The 18,549-nt window shown below is 65.6% G+C and carries 19 protein-coding genes and 1 tRNA gene; 2 read left to right on the top strand and 18 right to left on the bottom strand.

Features of this window, described 5'->3' with window-relative positions; all coding sequences use genetic code 11:
* Position 1: 1 nt before the first annotated feature.
* Complete coding sequence (gene fghA, locus VO57_004555; protein XBL70620.1) at positions 2–841, top strand: S-formylglutathione hydrolase; 840 nt, start codon at positions 2–4, stop codon at positions 839–841.
* 14 nt (positions 842–855) lie between these two features.
* On the opposite strand, the gene VO57_004550 is transcribed toward fghA, so the two are convergent.
* The 3 genes from VO57_004550 to VO57_004540 all read right to left on the bottom strand — a co-directional run bounded on the left by VO57_004550 (position 856) and on the right by VO57_004540 (position 3,816).
* Positions 856–2,136: a sensor domain-containing diguanylate cyclase gene (locus VO57_004550; GenBank protein ID XBL70619.1), complete on the bottom strand. Its 1,281-nt coding sequence runs from the start codon at positions 2,134–2,136 to the stop codon at positions 856–858.
* Between the two features lie 94 nt (positions 2,137–2,230).
* Positions 2,231–2,851 (bottom strand): nucleotidyltransferase family protein, encoded by a 621-nt coding sequence (locus VO57_004545; GenBank protein XBL70618.1) that lies wholly within the window; start codon positions 2,849–2,851, stop codon positions 2,231–2,233.
* Positions 2,848–3,816 carry an XdhC family protein gene (locus VO57_004540; GenBank protein XBL70617.1) on the bottom strand — a complete coding sequence of 323 codons (969 nt, stop codon included), beginning with the start codon at positions 3,814–3,816 and terminating at the stop codon, positions 2,848–2,850. The genes VO57_004545 and VO57_004540 overlap by 4 nt, the downstream gene beginning before the upstream one ends.
* 201 nt (positions 3,817–4,017) lie before the next feature.
* On the opposite strand from VO57_004540, the gene VO57_004535 reads away from it, so the two are divergent.
* The gene (locus VO57_004535) at positions 4,018–4,287 is read left to right on the top strand and encodes a metal-sensitive transcriptional regulator (GenBank protein XBL70616.1); all 270 of its coding nucleotides are present in this window, start codon (positions 4,018–4,020) and stop codon (positions 4,285–4,287) included.
* Positions 4,288–4,300: 13 nt separating this feature from the next.
* Here VO57_004535 and VO57_004530 read toward each other — a convergent pair whose 3' ends face one another.
* The 15 genes from VO57_004530 to VO57_004460 form a co-directional block, all read right to left on the bottom strand.
* Positions 4,301–4,729 (bottom strand): tautomerase family protein, encoded by a 429-nt coding sequence (locus VO57_004530; protein ID XBL70615.1) that lies wholly within the window; start codon positions 4,727–4,729, stop codon positions 4,301–4,303.
* A gap of 23 nt (positions 4,730–4,752) precedes the next feature.
* Positions 4,753–6,090 carry an aldehyde dehydrogenase family protein gene (locus VO57_004525; GenBank protein ID XBL70614.1) on the bottom strand — a complete coding sequence of 446 codons (1,338 nt, stop codon included), beginning with the start codon at positions 6,088–6,090 and terminating at the stop codon, positions 4,753–4,755.
* A gap of 173 nt (positions 6,091–6,263) precedes the next feature.
* On the bottom strand, positions 6,264–6,716 hold the full coding sequence (locus VO57_004520) for a MarR family winged helix-turn-helix transcriptional regulator (protein XBL70613.1): 453 nt from the start codon (positions 6,714–6,716) through the stop codon (positions 6,264–6,266).
* Between the two features lie 378 nt (positions 6,717–7,094).
* Positions 7,095–7,673: a hypothetical protein gene (locus VO57_004515; GenBank protein ID XBL70612.1), complete on the bottom strand. Its 579-nt coding sequence runs from the start codon at positions 7,671–7,673 to the stop codon at positions 7,095–7,097.
* Between the two features lie 98 nt (positions 7,674–7,771).
* Positions 7,772–8,548: a hypothetical protein gene (locus VO57_004510; protein XBL70611.1), complete on the bottom strand. Its 777-nt coding sequence runs from the start codon at positions 8,546–8,548 to the stop codon at positions 7,772–7,774.
* A gap of 257 nt (positions 8,549–8,805) precedes the next feature.
* Positions 8,806–8,881: transfer RNA gene (locus VO57_004505), tRNA-Thr, on the bottom strand.
* Between the two features lie 31 nt (positions 8,882–8,912).
* Complete coding sequence (leuB, locus tag VO57_004500) at positions 8,913–9,992, bottom strand: 3-isopropylmalate dehydrogenase (GenBank protein ID XBL70610.1); 1,080 nt, start codon at positions 9,990–9,992, stop codon at positions 8,913–8,915.
* The gene (gene leuD, locus VO57_004495; GenBank protein XBL70609.1) at positions 9,989–10,567 is read right to left on the bottom strand and encodes a 3-isopropylmalate dehydratase small subunit; all 579 of its coding nucleotides are present in this window, start codon (positions 10,565–10,567) and stop codon (positions 9,989–9,991) included. Before leuD ends, leuB begins: the two co-directional genes overlap by 4 nt.
* Positions 10,557–11,981, bottom strand: coding sequence for a 3-isopropylmalate dehydratase large subunit (leuC, locus tag VO57_004490; GenBank protein ID XBL70608.1), 1,425 nt, complete (start codon positions 11,979–11,981; stop codon positions 10,557–10,559). The genes leuD and leuC overlap by 11 nt, the downstream gene beginning before the upstream one ends.
* 10 nt (positions 11,982–11,991) lie before the next feature.
* The gene (locus VO57_004485) at positions 11,992–13,557 is read right to left on the bottom strand and encodes a 2-isopropylmalate synthase (protein ID XBL70607.1); all 1,566 of its coding nucleotides are present in this window, start codon (positions 13,555–13,557) and stop codon (positions 11,992–11,994) included.
* The gene (locus tag VO57_004480; GenBank protein ID XBL70606.1) at positions 13,541–13,834 is read right to left on the bottom strand and encodes an ACT domain-containing protein; all 294 of its coding nucleotides are present in this window, start codon (positions 13,832–13,834) and stop codon (positions 13,541–13,543) included. Before VO57_004480 ends, VO57_004485 begins: the two co-directional genes overlap by 17 nt.
* Positions 13,824–15,533, bottom strand: a complete 1,710-nt coding sequence (ilvG, locus tag VO57_004475) for an acetolactate synthase 2 catalytic subunit (GenBank protein ID XBL70605.1) — start codon at positions 15,531–15,533, stop codon at positions 13,824–13,826. Before ilvG ends, VO57_004480 begins: the two co-directional genes overlap by 11 nt.
* A gap of 25 nt (positions 15,534–15,558) precedes the next feature.
* Positions 15,559–16,590: a ketol-acid reductoisomerase gene (gene ilvC, locus VO57_004470; GenBank protein XBL70604.1), complete on the bottom strand. Its 1,032-nt coding sequence runs from the start codon at positions 16,588–16,590 to the stop codon at positions 15,559–15,561.
* 12 nt (positions 16,591–16,602) lie between these two features.
* A complete protein-coding gene (locus VO57_004465; GenBank protein XBL70603.1) occupies positions 16,603–18,279 on the bottom strand; it encodes a dihydroxy-acid dehydratase in 1,677 nt (558 codons plus the stop codon).
* A gap of 83 nt (positions 18,280–18,362) precedes the next feature.
* Positions 18,363–18,485 carry a hypothetical protein gene (locus VO57_004460; GenBank protein ID XBL70602.1) on the bottom strand — a complete coding sequence of 41 codons (123 nt, stop codon included), beginning with the start codon at positions 18,483–18,485 and terminating at the stop codon, positions 18,363–18,365.
* Positions 18,486–18,549 lie beyond the last annotated feature (64 nt).

Below are 18,549 nucleotides of genomic sequence, written 5' to 3'. Positions count from 1 at the left end.
GATGGGCATCGAAACCGTCAGCGAGAACCGCAGCCATGGCGGGACGCAGGGCGTCTATCGTCACAAGAGCACTGCCACCGGCACCGACATGACCTTCTCCGTCTTCGTGCCCGATCACGAGGCAGGAGCGAAGCTGCCGGTGCTGTGGTATCTCTCCGGCCTCACCTGCACGCATGCCAATGTCACCGAGAAGGGCGAGTATCGCGCGGCCTGCGCGAAAGCCGGGATCATCTTCATCGCTCCCGACACGAGCCCGCGCGGCGAAGGCGTGGCCGATGACGATGCGTACGACATGGGTCAGGGCGCGGGCTTCTATGTCGATGCGACGCAGCAGCCGTGGGCCCCGCATTTCCAGATGCGCAGCTATATCGAGGACGAGCTGCCTGCGCTGATCGCGGAGCATTTCCCGGTCGATATGTCTCGCCAGGGAATCACCGGCCATTCGATGGGCGGCCACGGCGCGCTGACCGTCGGCCTGAGGAACGCGGATCGCTTCGCGTCGATCAGCGCGTTCAGTCCGATTGTCGCGCCCAGCCGGGTGCCTTGGGGCGAGAAGGCGCTATCGGGCTATCTGGGTGAAGACCGCGCAGCATGGCGTGCATACGACGCCTGCGCCCTGATCGAGGATGGCGCGCGCGCCGATGCGCTGCTGGTGGAACAGGGCACCGCGGACCAGTTCCTGGAAGAACAGCTCAAGCCCGAACTGCTGGCGGAGGCGTGCGCGAATGCGAACATCCCCCTCACGCTCAACATGCGCGACGGGTACGATCACAGCTATTACTTCATCTCGAGCTTCCTGGCCGATCACGTGGCGTGGCACGCCGCGCGGCTCAAGGCCTGAGCCCGGCGGGCGGGTCAGCTGACCACGAGGCGGGCGGTCACGTTTTCGCCCGCCTTCTTGGTCATCACCGGCGGTGCGGCATGGACCTGGTTCTTGCCCATCGCCTTCGCTTCGTAAAGCGCGGCGTCGGAGGCGGACAGCAGATCGCTGGATGACTTGGCGGTCTCCGGAATCGAGGCGATCCCGATCGAGGCGGTGACGCGGCAGCCATGCTGTTCCGACAGCGATTCGATGCGCGCGCGCACCTGCTCTGCACGCATCATCGCATCGTCGATCCCGCAATCGGGCAGGATCACCAGCAGCTCCTCGCCGCCATAGCGGCACACGATGTCCGACGGGCGCAGCGCACCGACCACATGCGCGGCAACATCCTTGAGCACGGCATCGCCCTTGGCATGGCCATGCTCGTCGTTGAGCGTCTTGAAATTGTCGAGGTCGATCATCAGCACCGAGGTGGACTGCCGCTGGCGCTGGGCCAGCGCGAGGAAGCGGTCGAGCGTGTCTTCCATATAGCGGCGGTTGTACAAGCCCGTCATCGGGTCGCGCAGCGACTGGGTGCGCAGCTGTTCGCGCAACGAGATGTTGGACAGCGCGAGCGAAGTCGAATCGGCCAGCGCCCGCGCGATCCGGCGGGCTTTCTCGACATTGGAGCACTTGCCGCCACGATCGCCCAGCACCAGCAGGCCGAAAACCTGCCCGCGCGCCATCATCGGCACTTCGATACTCGCGACCTCACCGATATAGTGGGAACAGCACAGCGACTGTTCCTGCGGATTGTTGAAATGGTCCTTGCCCCGCTTCAGCGCCCAGCAGTTGGACGGCACCAGACTGTCCGAGGCAACATAGGCCTCGGGCATGTCCCAGCTGTCGATCAGGTCGAGCCGGTCGCGCGAATTGTTGAACACATAGAGGGCGACGCCGCAGCCTGGCAGAAGCTTGCGGCTGGTGGCGCGCAGCACCTGCGCAGCGTCCGCATTGCTGTCCGCGCTTTGCAGCGTGTCGGTCATCGCGAAGAGCTCTTCGATCTGTTCCTGCGTCTCGTTGATGCCGGTGAGGCGCGCCTTGTTCTCCGCCGACTGCGCTTTCCGGACCCAATGGATGATGAGGCTGAGGGCGAAGGCCAAAAACAGATGCCCGGCCCCAAGGACCTGCAGCATGGTGACCCACGATCCTTGCGCCACCGGAATGCACAACACCGCCACCAGCGCGACGACCAGTGCGTAGCGCAGGGCGATCTGGGCCAACACGTAGAACAAGGTCCCGTTGCGGCCTTGCAATAGAGTCTCCGGCATCATCAACGAACTCCTCCCTATGCCTATGGCTAGGGCCAAATCGTAAATCAGTGCCTAACTAATGACCGCGCGTTCCTACCGGAGGTATAAGCCGCGTCTACGCGCGCGCGTAGACGCGCAGATCGTCCCGCGTGTCGATATCGATGATACAGCCCGGATCATCGACCGGCAGACGGACCACGCCGGGATGATCCTTTATCAGCGCGCGCGCGCCGCGATCGCCCTCCAGCTGCGCGACCCCCTCGCACAGCGCCCGCGACAGCGCGACCGGATGACCGGGAGCCTGCCCGAAAACCGGGTAGGCCGCCGGGGCCCCGGCCAGCACCGCGCGCAGAGCCTCGCCAGCGAGCTGCCCGCTGAGATCCGGCATGTCGCCAAGGAAGATCGCCACCGCCCGCGCATCGGCGGGAAGCGCGCCGATTCCTGCTTTTAGCGACGCGGAGAGGCCCTGCTGCCAACTGTCGCAGTGCACGAATTCAGGCGGCGGCGTCTGCTCGGCCAGCACCGCCTCGCGGACCTGCTCGGCGTCGGCGCCTATGACCACCCGGACCGATTCCACCGGCGCTGCGAAGGCGGCCCGCACCGCCCGGCAGACCAGCGGTGTGTCATCGAGCCGTGCGAGCAGCTTGCCGCCACCGAACCGGCTCGCCTCGCCCGCCGCCAGCACGATCGCGTGGCATCCGGCGAGCATTGCCTCGCGCCCAGCGTGGCCTGTCATGCGGATTCACCGCTAGTGCGAGACCGGGCATCTGCGACGATCTCGGCGATCACCGCCAGCGCGACCTCCCACGGCGATGCCGCGCCAATAGGCAGGCCGATCGGGGCCTTGAGGCGGTCGATCTCGGCCTCGCGCAATCCTGCGGCGCGCAGGCCAGCCCTTCGCTCGTCCAGCTTGCGGCGCGAGCCGAGCACCCCGACATAGCCGGCCGCCCCGGCAAGTGCGGGCACCAGCGCCTCCCGATCGCGCTCCAGATCGTGCGTTGCGACGGCGATGGCCGTCCATGGGTCGGGCGCGATGCTCGCCAGCGAATCGGCCAAGGCGCTGCGCAGCACCGGCACCTCCAAAGGCGTCTCGCCTTCCAAGGCGAAGGGCGCGAGCAGCACGGTATCCCAGCCGATCCGCTGGCCAAGACCGGCAATCGCGAGCGCGAAGGGGTCTGTGCCGACCACCGCCAGCCGCTGCGCGGGATCGTAGCGACGGCGGACCCGCGCGCGAGGAGCCGGGTCGGTCACCCCGTCCCTGCTGCAGCTTCGGTGCTTGCCGTCGCTGGTCCACAAGGCGGGCTCTCGCGCCTGCGTCAGGCGGCGCAGATCGTGGACTGCCGCATCGTCGGGCAGGACCCGCTCGAGCTCCACTTCGATCCTTCCCCCACACGGCAGGCGAATGTCGATGAACGGGCTGCCCTCGCCATAGACCAGCCGCCGCGGCTGACCGTCGGCGATTGCCTCGCGCGCGTGAAGCGCGACGTCCGCCTCGATACAGCCGCCCGAGAGGAAGCCCCAATAGTCAGCTGCCGTGATCAGCATCTGCGCCCCTACCGGGCGCGGCCCGCCATCGGCCGCCACGATCGTGGCCAGCGCGAACGTCTCGCCGGCGTCGGCCGCGCGGAACATCTGCGGGCGGACATCATCCACCAGCCCCTCGGTCGGCCACTCTCCAATGCCGGGTTCAGCAGCGCTCATGCGGCCACCGTCATGCCGTCGACTTCATGGGCAAATGCCTGATTTGGGGAGGGCTTATGCATTGCTGCACCGCTAGCAGGCCTGCCCGCATAGGGACCAGCGAAACAGTCAGATCTTGTCGCCCCCGGTCCAAGCACCAGATTGAACCCGCACCCGCGCAGGCCTATACCCCCCTTGGGTATGCAGAAACGAGCGTCGAGAATGAGCGACACCAAGACCGCCAAGATCAATCGGCTGAACCGGATTGCCGGGCAGGTGCGCGGCCTTGCGCAGATGATCGAGGATGATCGTTATTGCATCGACATCCTGCATCAGATGCAGGCGGTCAAATCCGCGCTCGCCAAGGTGGAAACCCAGGTTCTGAAGGATCACGCCGCCTGCTGCGTCGCCGAAGCGATCGCCAGCGGCGACGAGGGCGACCAGCGCGAGAAGTTCGAGGAACTGATCGAGCTGTTCGCCAAGCGCCGCTGACTGGGTAGATTTCTCAGGCTGCGAAGTCGTAGGGACTCGCTGCGTCGTCCGCCTTCCACTTGCGCTCCGTCTCGCTGTCGGGAAGCGGTGCCGGATAGCCCTGAATGCGCCAGAACTTGAATGGGGTCTCGTCGAAATGGACCTCCCAGCGATAGCCCAGATCCGATGTGAAGGCGGCCAGCGAGGCGCTCACATGGTTGAGCCATTTCTGGGCGAGTGCATCCTCGGGGAACTGCCGGGCGATATGATCGACCGCGATGCGGACGAAATCGTCGGTCGGCTTGCCGCTGACGAACATCCTGTCGCGTGGCATCTCGTGGAACACGACGCCGACGTAGAAGGCCGGCAGCATCGGGTAGAAATCGACGATGGTCTTCGCGATCTCGGCCTTGGCCTCGGGCGTGTAGGCATCGACCGGGTGATAGATGGTCCAGAGTGGCATTTCTTCTTCTCCTGTGGTGGTGATCAAGCGCCCAGCGGCGGGGTTCCGCAGGGGACTGCGGTGACGAGTTTGCGATTCAGAAATTCGCCGAAGCCTGCCTCGGCCAGTTCGCGCCCGAAGCCCGATTGGCCGATCCCGCCGAAGGGCAAATCGGCCTGGGTGCGCGATGCCTGATTGATGAAGACCATGCCGCTGGCGATGCGGCGCGCCATGCGCTCGGCCTCCTCCATGTCTTCGGACAGGATCGAGGCGCCGAGCCCGAACGGCGTCGCGTTGGCGAGCGACACGGCCTCGTGATCGCTGGCCACAGCGTCCAGCATTAGCACCGGGCCGAAGAATTCCTCGCGATAGACGGGGTTGTTTGGCGCCATGTCGGCCAGGATTGTCGGCTCGAAGTAGAACCCCGCCCGGTTCATCCGGCTGCCGCCCGCGACCAGGCGCGCACCGTGGGCCACCGCCCGGTCGACCTGATCCTGGAGCGTTTGCGCCGCGCGCGCAGAGACGAGCGGGCCGAGCTTGGTCTCCGGGTCGCCCGGATCCCCCGTGGGAATCTTCGCGAATATGCGCGCAAGCGCGGCTTCCACGATTCGCGCCCGGTCCTTCCCGACGACGATCAGCCGCTTGGTCCCGACGCAGCACTGGCCGGTATTGAGCAATCGCCCGAACACAGCCTGCTGAGCCGCCCATTCGACCGGCGCATCCTCGCGCACGATCATCGGGTCGTTGCCCCCCAGTTCGAGCACGACCTTCTTCAGATTACGCCCCGCCTGTTCGGCAATCGCAGCACCAGCCTGTGTGCTGCCGGTGAAGGTGACGCCCCTGATCCGAGCATCCGCGATCAGCTCTCCGATCTGGTTGTGAGACGCGAAGATATTTGTATATACACCCTTGGCGTCGCAGTGCTTTTCGAACAGCGCGGCAATCTCCACCGCGCATTCGGGGACCAGCTCCGAAGGCTTCACGATCACAACATTGCCCGCCGCAAGCTGCGGTGCGGCGACGCGGAAGATCTGGTAGAACGGAAAATTCCACGGCTCGATCGCGAGGATCGGCCCTATCGGCTCTTTCAGGACGAGCGCGCCCTCGACGCCGGGCACCTGCTCCGGGGCGAGGAATTGCCCGGCATGGTCCGCGTAATAGTCGCAGATCTGCGCGCAGAGCTGGATTTCGAAATAGGCCTCCTGAACCCTCTTGCCCATCTCCGCGACGATGACCGAGGCCAGCCGACCGGCATCCTCGCGCAAGGAAGCGGCAACCGCGCGGAGCATTGCGCTTCGGACAGACACCTCGGTGCCTCGCCAGACCTCGAAGGCGTCCGCAGCCTGCTGCACGGTCGCTTCGAGCGCCTCATTGGTGATCAAGGCAAATTCCGCCCCGGGTGAAGTGGTGGCTGGGTTTATCGACTGGTATTGCATGGACTGCCCTCTGCGACTTGGGATCGGCGACGATGACCACCGCCTCCTAAACGAATCATGCATATACATGTTAGAGGTGTGCAAGCAAGTCCCGCGGCGCATCAGCCGCAGCGCGGTTGCTAAGCGGTCCTAAGATCGGTCAGGCTGCTACGAACGCCCGCCACATTTTGCGGGCCGAGGCGCGCTTCAAGATCCTGCTGCGTGTCGAGCCAGCGGGGATAGACCTCGCGCAGCGTCGAAATTCCCTTTTCCGTGAGAACCAGTTCCTGCGCGCGCCCTTCGTTACCGAGCGGCTCGACATGACCCGACTTACGCAGTTTTGCCAGATTGCGCGACAGGGTGCTCGCTTCGATGTCGAGCCATTCGCCAAGCTGCGCGATCGACGTCGGCCGATACTTGGCGATCGTGACCAGCAGCGTGAATTGCGTGATCGTTATCCCGCTTCCGGCGAGCGCGCGATCATAGGATCTGCCGATGACGCGGGCCGTCCTGAGAGTTGGCGCAGCAAGACACCTCGACGTGATCTCGTCGAGCATAGTCCTGTTGTCGGGAGTTTTCGCTTCGTCGCTCATCGGGCCACCATGTGCTCGGCCATGCCTCGATACCAGGCTGTTGCACAAAGCCCGGGCCGGTAATGCCTGCGGATCATCTCTGGCTCAGCCTACACGCACAAACATGTATGTGCAATCTCGCTGAGATTACACCAGGTTTCAGCGATCCCACGCTGAAAGCGCCTCGCGCCCGATGGCAACTATGCTGAGCGATGTGCCGTCGAAGAATAGTGGTGCCGCTTTCGTGACTCGCACACGTGACCCCATCGTTACTGAATCATTGGCCCTGTGGGCCTGGCGCAAGCAACCTCCGGCAACCTCACTTCCGTCAGCTTTGCACCCCACTTAAGACCATCGGTAGGTGCTCGGCAGTGCCCCAAAGCTGCCGTTCGGTTGGCATCAACCCAAACCACGCATCCATCTATCAATCGAGTCCAGCCACCATGCGCTTGTAGTCTGCGGCGTTCCCATTCCGAAGCCGTGGCCTCCGTCGCGATAGCAATGGAGTTCCGCGGACCGGCCAGCCTCGAGCCATCCCTGAACGAGGCCGAACTCTCGTGAACGCCATAACGGGTCGTCAGCGGCGATGGCGGCGAAAAGCGGTGGGGCGTTTTGCGTCACGGCAACACGCCCCATTGCCGGGTAGATTGCAGCCATCAAGTCAGGCATCGTCTCCGCATCGGCGTTAACCACTGTTTCGATCCCGGCGATCGGGCCTATAGAAAAGCCCAGGAAACCAACACGGTGGGGAACGATATTCCATTCCGTCGCGGATTTTCGGACCATGCGGATAGCCGCCTGTGCATCCGCAACAGCGGATGAAAGAATCGATAGCTCAGGGCCCCCCGCAGCGGCGACAGCGAATCTCTGGATCATCGTACAGCGAAAGGCATCGAGCGGCTCGGGCGTCGGTTCCAGTCGGTATTTGAAAATGAACGCGGCAATGCCGCGATCGGCGAGCCAACAGTTGAGTGCCAAAGCCGAACATCCGCATGAGCGAGTTCGATTGCCAAAAGCGGAAGGTCAGCAAGCCGCCCAAGATCGGCCATAGCAGCCCGTGTGCCGCACACTACAGATCACGCATCTCCGTAGCGGAAATCGGTCCGGATTAAGCGCTGTTCGATCGGCATTTCGCCTATCGGCAAGTCCGTTGGACGGCGCACGAGAGTTCCTACGTGGGAAGGCAACCACCCCAGCCTTTTCTCAATCCCGGTGGTCACCGGATCGTCTGTCAACTCGACGGTGATGCAGCGCAGCGTCACGCCCTCGCCGAAATGGGTGGCAAGCGCGTCCGGCTCGACCCGGACGATACTGGCCGGATCGGCGATGTCGCCGAAAGTTACCAGCAGCGGATAGTCTTCCCGCGCCACCTCGCTAGGTCCGGGATACTCGCCATGCGCCAGTTCCTTTGCCACCTCGACCACATCATAGCCGGTGCCGCGAAAGTTCGGATGGAGGGTATTCATCGACAGCCCCATCAGGTCGCCAAAATGCGCACCCGTGCTGCGCACCGCGAACAGGGTTCTTCCGCCTGTAAGGTCGACCGCGACTGCCTCCCCTTTCACCGACCAATCGCGAGTAGCCATTTCGCGCGTGATCGCGACCTTGTTCCCGGCGCTGACCTCATAGACCGATGAACCCGTGCGCACCCCACCGGGCGTCTCCACCTGCACCGTCATGCGGAAGCGGTAGCTGTTCCCTCCAAACAGGCGGCATCCGGAAAGCGCAGCAAACGCAACGCCACCCAGCAGGCCTAAAACACCTTGCCCGAATGTCCGTCGGGCCATCGTGGAGCCTTCCTTTCCGCTGATGTGCGCAAAGGGGTGCCAATCGCCGCCATTTGCTGCTGCCATGCGTGATGCAGTCCCGTCTGGTGATCAATGACATTCCATCAAGATGCTCGGTGGTTAGAACGTCTGGTTTGGCCAGCCTAGTGAGAAAAACCTGACAGTCGGCAGTCGGCCCAACAGACGACATCAGCGGCGGGACCTAACCCTGACAGGCTTTTCGCACGTCAGCCATGAATAACGCCTACCCAGTCCAGTCCCACACGCGGGACCAGCCGAACGTCTCTTCGCGTTACAATGGCGCGTGGACAAGCTGAGGATGGTGGTGCCGCTTACGTGACTCGAACACGTGACCCCATCATTACGAATGATGTGCTCTACCAACTGAGCTAAAGCGGCATGTCGCTTGGAGGGACGCCCCTTATCCTCGCTATGCGGTGCCTGCAAGGGGGATGCTGGGGGCAGCTGCGCGAATCCTTTCGCATACGGCCTGCGCGACCTCCTGTGTGGTCGCGCTGCCGCCGACGTCGGCGGTGCTCACGCCCTCGGCGAGACATTTGGCGACCGCGCGTTCGATCGTCGCTGCGGCCGCTTCCTCGCCCAGCGCGTGGCGCAGCAGCATTGCCGCGCTCAGGATCGCGCCGATGGGGTTGGCCTTGCCCTGCCCGGCTATATCGGGCGCGGAGCCATGAATAGGCTCGAACAGGCCGCCGTGGGTCAGGCCGAGCGAGGCCGAGGGGGCGAGGCCGATCGAACCCGCGATCACCGAAGCCTCGTCGCTCAGGATGTCGCCGAACATGTTCTCGGTCAGGATCACGTCGAAGGCGGCAGGACGCTCGATCAGCTTCATCGCCATCGCGTCGACCAGCACGTGATCGAGTTCGACATCGGGGAACTCCGCGTCGCGCAGCGCGATCACGGTCTTGCGCCACAGGCGGCTGGTGGCGAGCACGTTGGCCTTGTCGACCGAGGTCACCCGGCCATCGCGACCGCGCGCCGCTTCGAAGGCAATGCGGGCGATCCGCTCCACCTCGCCGCGCGAATAGGCGCATTCGTCGGTGGCGATCTCGTCGCCTTCCTGCCGCTTGCCGAAATAGATGCCGCCGGTCAGTTCGCGCACGATCAGCAGATCGGTCCCCGCGACCCGTTCCGGCTTGAGGGGGGAGAGCGCTTCGAGGCCGTCGAACAATGTGATCGGGCGCAGGTTGGCGAAGGTGCCCAGTTCGGTACGCAGCGCCAGCAGGCCCGCTTCGGGCCGGGGGCCGCCGCCGTCCCACCTGGGTCCGCCGACCGCGCCGAGGAACACCGCATCGGCAGAGAGGCAGGCGGATTTCGTCTCTTCGGGAAAGGGATCGCCATGCGCGTCGATCGCGCAGCCGCCGAAATCGTGGGTCGAGAAGGCGAGCGAAAGCGCATGCGCCGCCGCGACCGCTTCGAGCACGGCACGCGCGGCGGCGGCGACTTCGGGGCCGATCCCGTCGCCGGGGAGGAGTACGATCTTATGGGTCACGCGGCGGCCTCGTATTTGGCGATCTGCGCGTCGTGCGCGAGGATGTGGCCCAGCGGATCGACCCCGTCGAGCAGGCAGCGCCTGGCGAAAGGTTCGACGCTGAAGCTGGCTTCGATCCCGTCCTCGGTCGTCAGGGTGCATTCCTCTAGGTCGATGGCGATGGCAACGCCGGGCCGGTCGAGCAGGGCGGCGTGGGTTTCAGCGTCGACCTCGACCGGCAGAAGCCCGTTCTTGAGCGAGTTGCTCTTGAAGATGTCGGCGATGTCCGAGCTGACCACCGCGCGAAAACCGTAATCGAGCAACGCCCACGGTGCGTGCTCGCGCGAGGAGCCGCAGCCGAAGTTCGGCCCCGCGACCAGAACCTGGCGGTCGCCTGCGCCTGCGACCGGGAAGGGCGAGGCGTTCTTGGGCTGATCGTCGGCGGTGTAGCGCCAGTCGTAAAAGGCGTTGGCGCCCAGCCCCTCGCGGGTGGTGGTGGTGAGGAAGCGCGCGGGGATGATCTGGTCGGTGTCGATATTGCTCTGGCGCACCACCAGCGTGCGCGCCTCGAGGCGTGTGAACGGATCAGGCTGCATCGCGCGCCTCCGTGCTCATATATTGCGAAGGGTCGGCGATATGGCCCGCGATCGCGCAGGCGGCGGCGGTGGCTGGCCCGGCGAGCACGGTGCGCACGCCCTTGCCCTGCCGACCGACGAAGTTGCGGTTGGAGGTCGAGACGACCAGTTCACCCGGCGCGCCCTGATCGCCGTTCATCGCGATGCACATCGAGCAGCCGGGCAGGCGCCATTCGGCCCCTGCGTCGGTGAAGATCGCGTCGAGACCTTCGGCTTCGGCCTGCTGGCGGATCGCTTCGGAGCCGGGCACGATCAGCGCGGTGACACCGTCTGCCACTGTGCGCCCGCGCATGACCTCAGCGGCTTCGCGCAGGTCGGACAGGCGCGAATTGGTGCAGCTGCCGATGAACACGCGGTCGACCTTCGCCTCGGCAAAGGGCCGATCGGCGGCGAAGCGCATATATTCCGCCGCCTCGCGTTCGGAATCGTCCGCGGGCGCAGGCGCGTTGCCGGTGACCGGCGCGGCGGCATCGGGAGAGACGCCGTAGGTGATCATCGAGCGGATCGCGGCGGCGTCGACGGTGACTTCCTTGTCGAAGCTCGCATCGGGATCGGAGGGCAGCTCGCGCCAGCGGGCAACCGCCGCGTCCCAATCCTCGCCCTGCGGAGCGCGCTCGCGCCCTTCGAGGTAGGCGAAGGTGGTTTCGTCGGGGGCAATCATGCCGACGCGCGCACCGGCCTCGATCGCCATGTTGCACAGGGTCATGCGACCTTCCATCGACAGTGCCTGCACCGCCTCTCCGGCGAATTCGACCGCGTAGCCCTGCCCGCCGTCGGCACCGATCTGCGCGATCATCGCCAGCGCCATGTCCTTTGCGCCAACGCCGGGCGACAGCGCACCTTCGAAGGTGATGCGCATCGATTTCGGCTTGCGCTGGAGCACGCATTGCGTTGCCAGCACATGGCCGACCTCGGTCGTCCCGATCCCGAAGGCGAGCGCGCCGAAGGCGCCGTGCGTGGAGGTGTGGCTGTCGCCGCACACGATAGTCTTGCCCGGCTGCGTCAGGCCCATTTCCGGGCCGATCACGTGGACGATCCCGCGCCGCGCATCGTCGAGCCCGAGCAGGTCGATGCCGTGCTTGGCGCAGTTCGCCTCCAGCTGGTGGACTTGACGTTCCGCCGCCTCGGTCGCGTAGGGCAGCCGCCCGTCCGCGCCCGCAGGCAGGGTCGGCGTCGAGTGGTCGAGCGTCGCCTGCGTCAGGTCGGGGCGGCGAACCTTGAGCCCGCGGTCTTCCAGCACGGCGAAGGCCTGCGGCGAGGTGACTTCGTGCACCAGGTGCAGGTCGATGAAGAGGATCGCAGGCGCGTCCTCGCTTTCGGGGACGACGACATGCGCGTCCCACAGCTTGTCGAACAGCGAGCGTGGTTGAGACATCGCGAGACCCTTACGCCGCGTCGGCGAAATTCGCGGCGTGCGACAGCCGCTCGTGATTGTTGAACGCCGCCAGCAGGGCTTCGGCGGCGGCGATGACGACGTCGGTGTGCTGGCTGCGTCCCGATATCGCCACGCCATCGACCAGCAGGCCGACCTCGATCTCCATCTCGCGGCTGAGCTGGTGTGCGTCGACGCTTTCCAGCGTGCCATGCTTCACCTCTGCGGCAACGCAGAAGGCATCGGTCAGCGCCTCGAACGGGCCGGTGCCGTGGCCGATCGTGGTCAACCGGCCGCGGGTGCGGTGGTCGAGCGTGACCTTGGCGGTGGGCCGGTCGTTGGCCTTGGTCCCGGTGCGCATCTCGACCCGGACCAGCTCCCACGCGTGGCCGCGACCGTCTTCGGCCAGCAGATCGCACAGGTCGTTATCGGTCACTTCGCGCCTGGTATCGGCCAGCCGCTTGAAATCGGCATAGAGCTTCTCGAACCGGTTATCGCCCAGTTCGCCCTGGCCCAGCGCCTCCAGCCGCGCGCGCAGCGCGTGCTTGCCAGAGTGCTTACCCAGCACCAGCGCGTTGGACGGCAGGCCGATGTCTTCCGGGCTCATGATCTCGTAGGTCCGCCGGTCGGCCAGCACGCCGTGCTGATGGATGCCGGCCTCGTGGGCGAAGGCGTTGCGCCCGACGATCGCCTTGTTGCGCGGCGGAGCATTGCCGGTAACCTCGCCCAGCAGGCGGCTGACCGCGAAGATCTCGCGCGTCTCGACCCCGCTGGTCGCCCGGTAGTGATCAGGCCGCGTCTTCAGCGCCATCACCACCTCTTCCAGCGCGCAGTTGCCCGCACGCTCGCCGATCCCGTTGATCGTGCATTCGACCTGGCCCGCCCCGCCGCGCACGGCGGCGAGGCTGTTGGCCACCGCCATGCCCAGATCGTTGTGGTTGTGGGTCGAGAACACGACATGATCGGGCCGCGCGACACTGGCGGTCAGATCCGCGAATAGGGCGTAGATCTCTTCCGGCGAGGTGTAGCCCACCGTGTCGGGCACGTTGAGCACGTCGGCCCCTGCGGCGGCGGCGCATTCCAGCGCTTCCTTCAGGAACGCGGGATCGGTGCGCAGCGCGTCTTCGGCGGAGAACTCGATTTCGGTGAAGCGGCCCTTGGCCATCTTGATCGCACGCTCGATCGTGGCGAGCGCTTCGGGCTTTTCCATCCGGTGCTTGGCCGCCAGATGCAGGTCGCTGGTGCCGAAGAACAGGTGCAGGCGGCTGCGCTTGGCAGGGCCCAGCGCGCGTTCGGCGGCGATGATGTCACCTTCCATCGCGCGCGAGAGCGAACACAGCATGGGCGCATCGGGCAGATAGCCGATCTCGCTGGCGATGGCGTGGATCGCCTCGGCATCGCCGGGCGAGGCGGCGGCGAAGCCGACCTCCATCACATCCACCTTCAGCTTGCGCAGCGCATGCGCCAGCTTCAGCTTCTGCGCGGTGTTCATCGAGAAGCCGGGCGCCTGCTCGCCATCGCGCAGAGACGTGTCGAAAATTGCGATCTGGCGCGGCTGCGCCTCATCCGTTTGCGACATGGACGACCTCCGCTACGCGCGTGTCATTGCTCAGGTGGATGGCGTTTTCGACCGCATAGACCCGGTCCAGCTGGCGCAGCAGCGTGTCGATCCTGCGCGACGGGTCCATCGGCGCGAGCGCGAGGGTCATCACCGCGCGGTCCCCGTCGCTGCCCATCTGCATGGAGCGGACGGAGAAACCGCGCGCCTCGATCACGCCGAGCGTCCGGCGAAGCGCGCCTTCCTCGCACGCGAATTCGATGCGGATATGCTCAAGGCTCGGGGTGTTACGCGTCATGGCGCTTCTCCATCATTTCTGCATTCGATTTGCCCGGCGGCACCAGCGGCCAGACGTTTTCTTCCGGGTCGATCCGGACATGGGCGAGGATCGGGCCGCGTGCGTTGATCAGGCGGTCGATCGCCCCGTCCACTTCCTCGCGGCGCTCGATCCCGAAGGCTTCGATGCCGAAGGCGTTGGCGACTTCGACGAAATCGGGATTGTCGGACAGGTCGACCTCGGAATAATTCCCGTCGAAGAACAGCTCCTGCCACTGGCGCACCAGGCCCAGCATCGCATTGTCGAGCAGCAGGATCTTCACCGGGATCTGGTACCGGCGCAGCGTCGCCAGTTCCTGAAGGTTCATCTGGAAGCCCCCGTCTCCGCAGACCGCGAAGACGTGGGAATCGGGCTCGGCCAGCTTGGCGCCGATCGCTGCGGGCAGGCCGAAGCCCATCGCCCCCAGCCCGCCGCTGGTCAGGTGCGCCTGCGGGCGCGAAAAGCGGCAGTGCTGGGCGACCCACATCTGGTGCTGGCCGACATCGCAGGCGACCACGAAATCGTCGCCGACCCGCTCCGACAGGGTCTTGAGCATGGCGGGCGCATAGATCCCGTTGCCCGGCGCATCATAGCGTGGAGCATGCTTCTCGCGGATTTCGGCAGTGGAGCGGGTCCACGCGTCGATCTCGCCCTTCTCGAAATCGATCGTGGCGAGGCTCGACTTGAGGTTGCCGCACACTGCCGCATGGGCGAAGCGCAGCTTGCCGAGCTCGGCGGCGTCGACATCGATGTGGACCACTGAGGCATGCGGAGCGAATTCGGCCAGCTTGCCGGTCGCCCGGTCATCGAACCGTGCGCCCAGCACGATCAGCAGGTCGCATTCCTGCACCGCCATGTTCGCAGGCCGGTGGCCGTGCATGCCCAGCATGCCCAGCATCGCCGGATGCTCGGGCGGCAGCACGCCCAAGCCCTGCAGCGTGGCGACTGCGGGAATCCCGCTTTCCTCCACGATCCGGCGCACCATCTCGCTCGCATTGGCGCGCGCGACGCCGCCGCCCAGATAAAACAGCGGCTTCTTCGCACGAGCAATCAGGCGCTCTGCCTCGGCAATCGATTCGGATGTCGGCGCAGGCAGGATGTCGGCTTCGGGCCGCCGCAGCGCGCCGGGTTCGCACACCGCCTGCTGCACGTCCTTGGGCAGGTCGACCAGCACCGGGCCCGGGCGGCCCCCTTCTGCAATGGCGAAGGCTTCCGCCATGGCCGAGGGGATATCCTCGGGCCGGCGGACGATGATCGAGTGCTTCACGATCGGCATGGTCATGCCGAAGATGTCGGTTTCCTGAAACGCGTCGGTGCCCATCAGCGTCTGGGGCACCTGCCCGGTGATCGCCACCATCGGGACCGAGTCCAGATAGGCATTGGCGATTCCCGTGATCAGGTTGGTGGCGCCCGGGCCCGAGGTCGCCAGGCACACGCCAGCGCGCCCGGTGATCCGGCCATAGGCATCGGCAGCGAAGGCGGCGGCCTGTTCGTGCCGGACCAGGATGTGCCGCGTGGTGCCCTGCGGCAGCGCGTCATACACGGGCATGATCGCGCCGCCGGGATAGCCGAACACGCAATCGACGCCGAGCGCGGCCAGCGTATCGACTACCAGCTGCGCACCCGTGCGGGTGGCAGGCTGGCTTTGCGGACTGTGCATGGGCTGGGTCATGGTGTTCATAGCTTCCACTTGGGCAAAGGCGCGCTTACGCGGCCTTTTGCTCCTTCTTCTTCTCGTCGGACTGCAACCACGACATCAGGCCGCGCAGTTCCTTGCCGGTGGCTTCGATCTGGTGCGACAGGTCGGCTGCCTGCATCTCGTCGTACTTCTTCTTTCCGGCCTCGTTTTCGGCGATCCAGTTGCGCGCGAAGGTGCCGTCCTGAATGTCGGTCAGAACGTCCTTCATCCGCGCGCGCGTTTCGTCGTTGATGACACGCGGACCTGAGACGAGATCGCCGTAGATCGCGGTTTCGGAGACGAATTCGTGCATCTTCTCGAACCCGCCTTCGTACAGCAGGTCGACGATCAGCTTGAGTTCGTGGAGACACTCGTAATAGGCGATCTCGGGCTGGTAGCCGGCGTTAACCAGCGTCTCGAACCCGGCAGCGACTAGCTCGGTCGCGCCGCCGCACAGAACAGCCTGTTCGCCGAACAAATCGGTCTCGGTTTCCTCGCGGAAAGACGTTTCGATGGCACCGGCGGTGGTCCCACCGATCAGGCTGGCATAGGCCAGCGCCCGCTCACGCGCTTCGCCGGTGGCGTCCTGACGGACCGCGAACAGGCAGGGCACACCCGCACCGCGCTCGTATTCGCGGCGGACCAGATCGCCCGGCCCCTTGGGGGCGACCAGGATCACGTCGATTCCGGCGGCAGGCTGGATGCGTTCGTACAGCACGGTGAAACCGTGCGCGACCAGCACTGCGTCGCCCGGCTCCAGATTGGGCGCGATTTCGGAGGCGAAGATCGTCTCGTGGCTCATGTCCGGGGTCAGCAGCGCGACCAGCGATGCGGCCTTGGCCGCTTCGGCAACCGGCATCACGGTCAGGCCGTCGGCGCGAGCTTTCGCGGCGGTGGGCGAACCGTCGCGCAGGCCGACAATGACTTCGCAGCCGCTGTCCTTCAGGTTCATCGCGTGGGCGCGACCCTGGCTGCCATAGCCGATGATGGCGACGGGCTTGCCGCGCACCAGTTCGGGATTTGCATCTTCGTCGGTGTAGACCTTGATCGTCTTGGGCATGGTATCAGTCCTTCACTCGGTAACAGGTGGAATGGTGGTTGCGCCGTAGGCGGCGGACGAAACGAGACGGGCGTATTTGTCGAACACCCCGCCCATGGAGTTTGGCGGTCTGGGAGTGTGCGCGGCGCGGCGGGCATCCCAGTCGATATCGGCGTCGATCCGGCGGGTTTCCGCGTCGATGCGGATGATGTCGCCTTCCTCGACCAGGGCGATCGGGCCGCCCTTGGCCGCCTCGGGAGAGCAGTGGCCGATCACGAAGCCGTGGCTCGCGCCGGAAAAGCGCCCGTCGGTAATCAGCGCGACCTTGCCCGCGAGACCCTGCCCGGCGAGCGCGGCGGTCACCGCTAGCATCTCGCGCATGCCGGGCCCGCCCGAGGGGCCTTCGTAGCGGATGATGACCACATCGCCCGCCTGGATCTGGTTGGCGTTGACCGCCGCGAAGCAGGCTTCCTCGCCCTCGAACACCTTGGCCGGGCCTTCGAACGAGGCCGCGCCGTAGCCGGCGGTCTTCAGCACCGCGCCTTCGGGGGCGATGTCGCCGTAGAGGATGCTGAGGCCACCGGTCGCCTTGACCGGGTCGACAGGCGATTTGACCACCTGCTGCCCCGGCGTTTCCTCGGCGCGGGCCAGTTCGGCAAACAGGCTGTCGCCCGTCACCGTGGGGGTGTCTTCCAGCATCCCGGCGTCCGCCAGCCGCTTGCCGAACAGCGGGACACCGCCCGCCGCGTAGAGATCGCGCGCCAGAAAGCGCCCGCCCGGCTTCAGGTCGGTGATCACCGGCACGCTGCGCGACAATTCGTCGAAGGTTTCGATCGGGAAGGCAAAGCCCGCCTCCGCCGCGATCGCGGGCAGGTGCAGCACGGCGTTGGTCGAGCCGCCGCTCGCCACCACAGCCGTCGCCGCGTTGCGGATCGATGCGGGGGTCAGGAAGCTGCGTGCCGAGGTGCCTTCCTTGGCCAGCTTGGCCGCCAGCCGCCCGCAGCGCGCAGCCTCGACCCGCTTGGCGGAGTCGGTCGCGGGCGGATCGCCCGAGCCCATTGGGCTGATGCCCATCATCGCCAGCGCCATCGCCATGGTGTTGGCGGTGAACTGCCCGCCGCACGCGCCCGCGCCGGGGCATGCCGCACGCTCGACCTTGTCCAGCTCGGCATCGCTCATGTCGCCTTTGGCATGCGCGCCGACAGCTTCGAAGACATCCTGGATCGACAGATCGCGACCATCCAGCTGGCCGGGCATGATAGTCCCGCCGTAGAAAACCAGCCCCGGAATATCGAGCCGGGCCAGCGCCATCGCGGCGGCGGGGATGGTCTTGTCGCAGCCGACCAGAATGATCGCCGCGTCCAGCGAATGGCCCTTCACCGCCAGTTCGATCGAGTCGGCGATGATCTCACGGCTGATAAGCGAGGCGCGCATGCCCTCGCCGCCCATGGTGATCCCGTCGGACACGACGATGGTGTTGAAATCGACCGGGGTGGCTCCGTTTTCGCTCAGGCCCTGCCGGATCGGCTCGGCCAGATCAGCCAAGTGCATGTTGCACGGCGTCACCGTCGACCAGGTGTTGACGACCGCGACCATGGGCTGGGCCATCTGTTCGTCAGAGTAGCCCGCACCTCGCAGCATGGCGCGTGCAGGCGCCTTGGCCGCACCCTTGGTGATTGCGTCGGAGCGTTTGGAAGTTGTCTCAGTCATCACGTTGATCCCTTGACGGACCCAATAAAAAACCCCGCTTTCCTGTTCGGAGAGCGGGGTTCGAGAGGTCCGTCTGGCTAAGCCTAGCCGATGGGCACTCCCCCCCGCTGAATAAGAAGTACAAGGAAAATAACGAGGAGCAGCGCAAGACCCTGCGCAAACAGCACAGTCTCGTCGGCAGTACGGATGGCGGCCACGGCCTTCATTCGTCGTTCCTCGCATGCGCAGCACGATTGCTGCGGTGGCGAGCGGTTTATAACATCAAAGCTT

It is taken from the genome of Citromicrobium bathyomarinum (assembly GCA_001306305.2).
In the GTDB taxonomy this organism is placed as follows: domain Bacteria; phylum Pseudomonadota; class Alphaproteobacteria; order Sphingomonadales; family Sphingomonadaceae; genus Alteriqipengyuania; species Alteriqipengyuania bathyomarina.
Note: the sequence above shows the minus strand (reverse complement) of the source record. Positions and strands in the feature narration are given on the sequence as shown.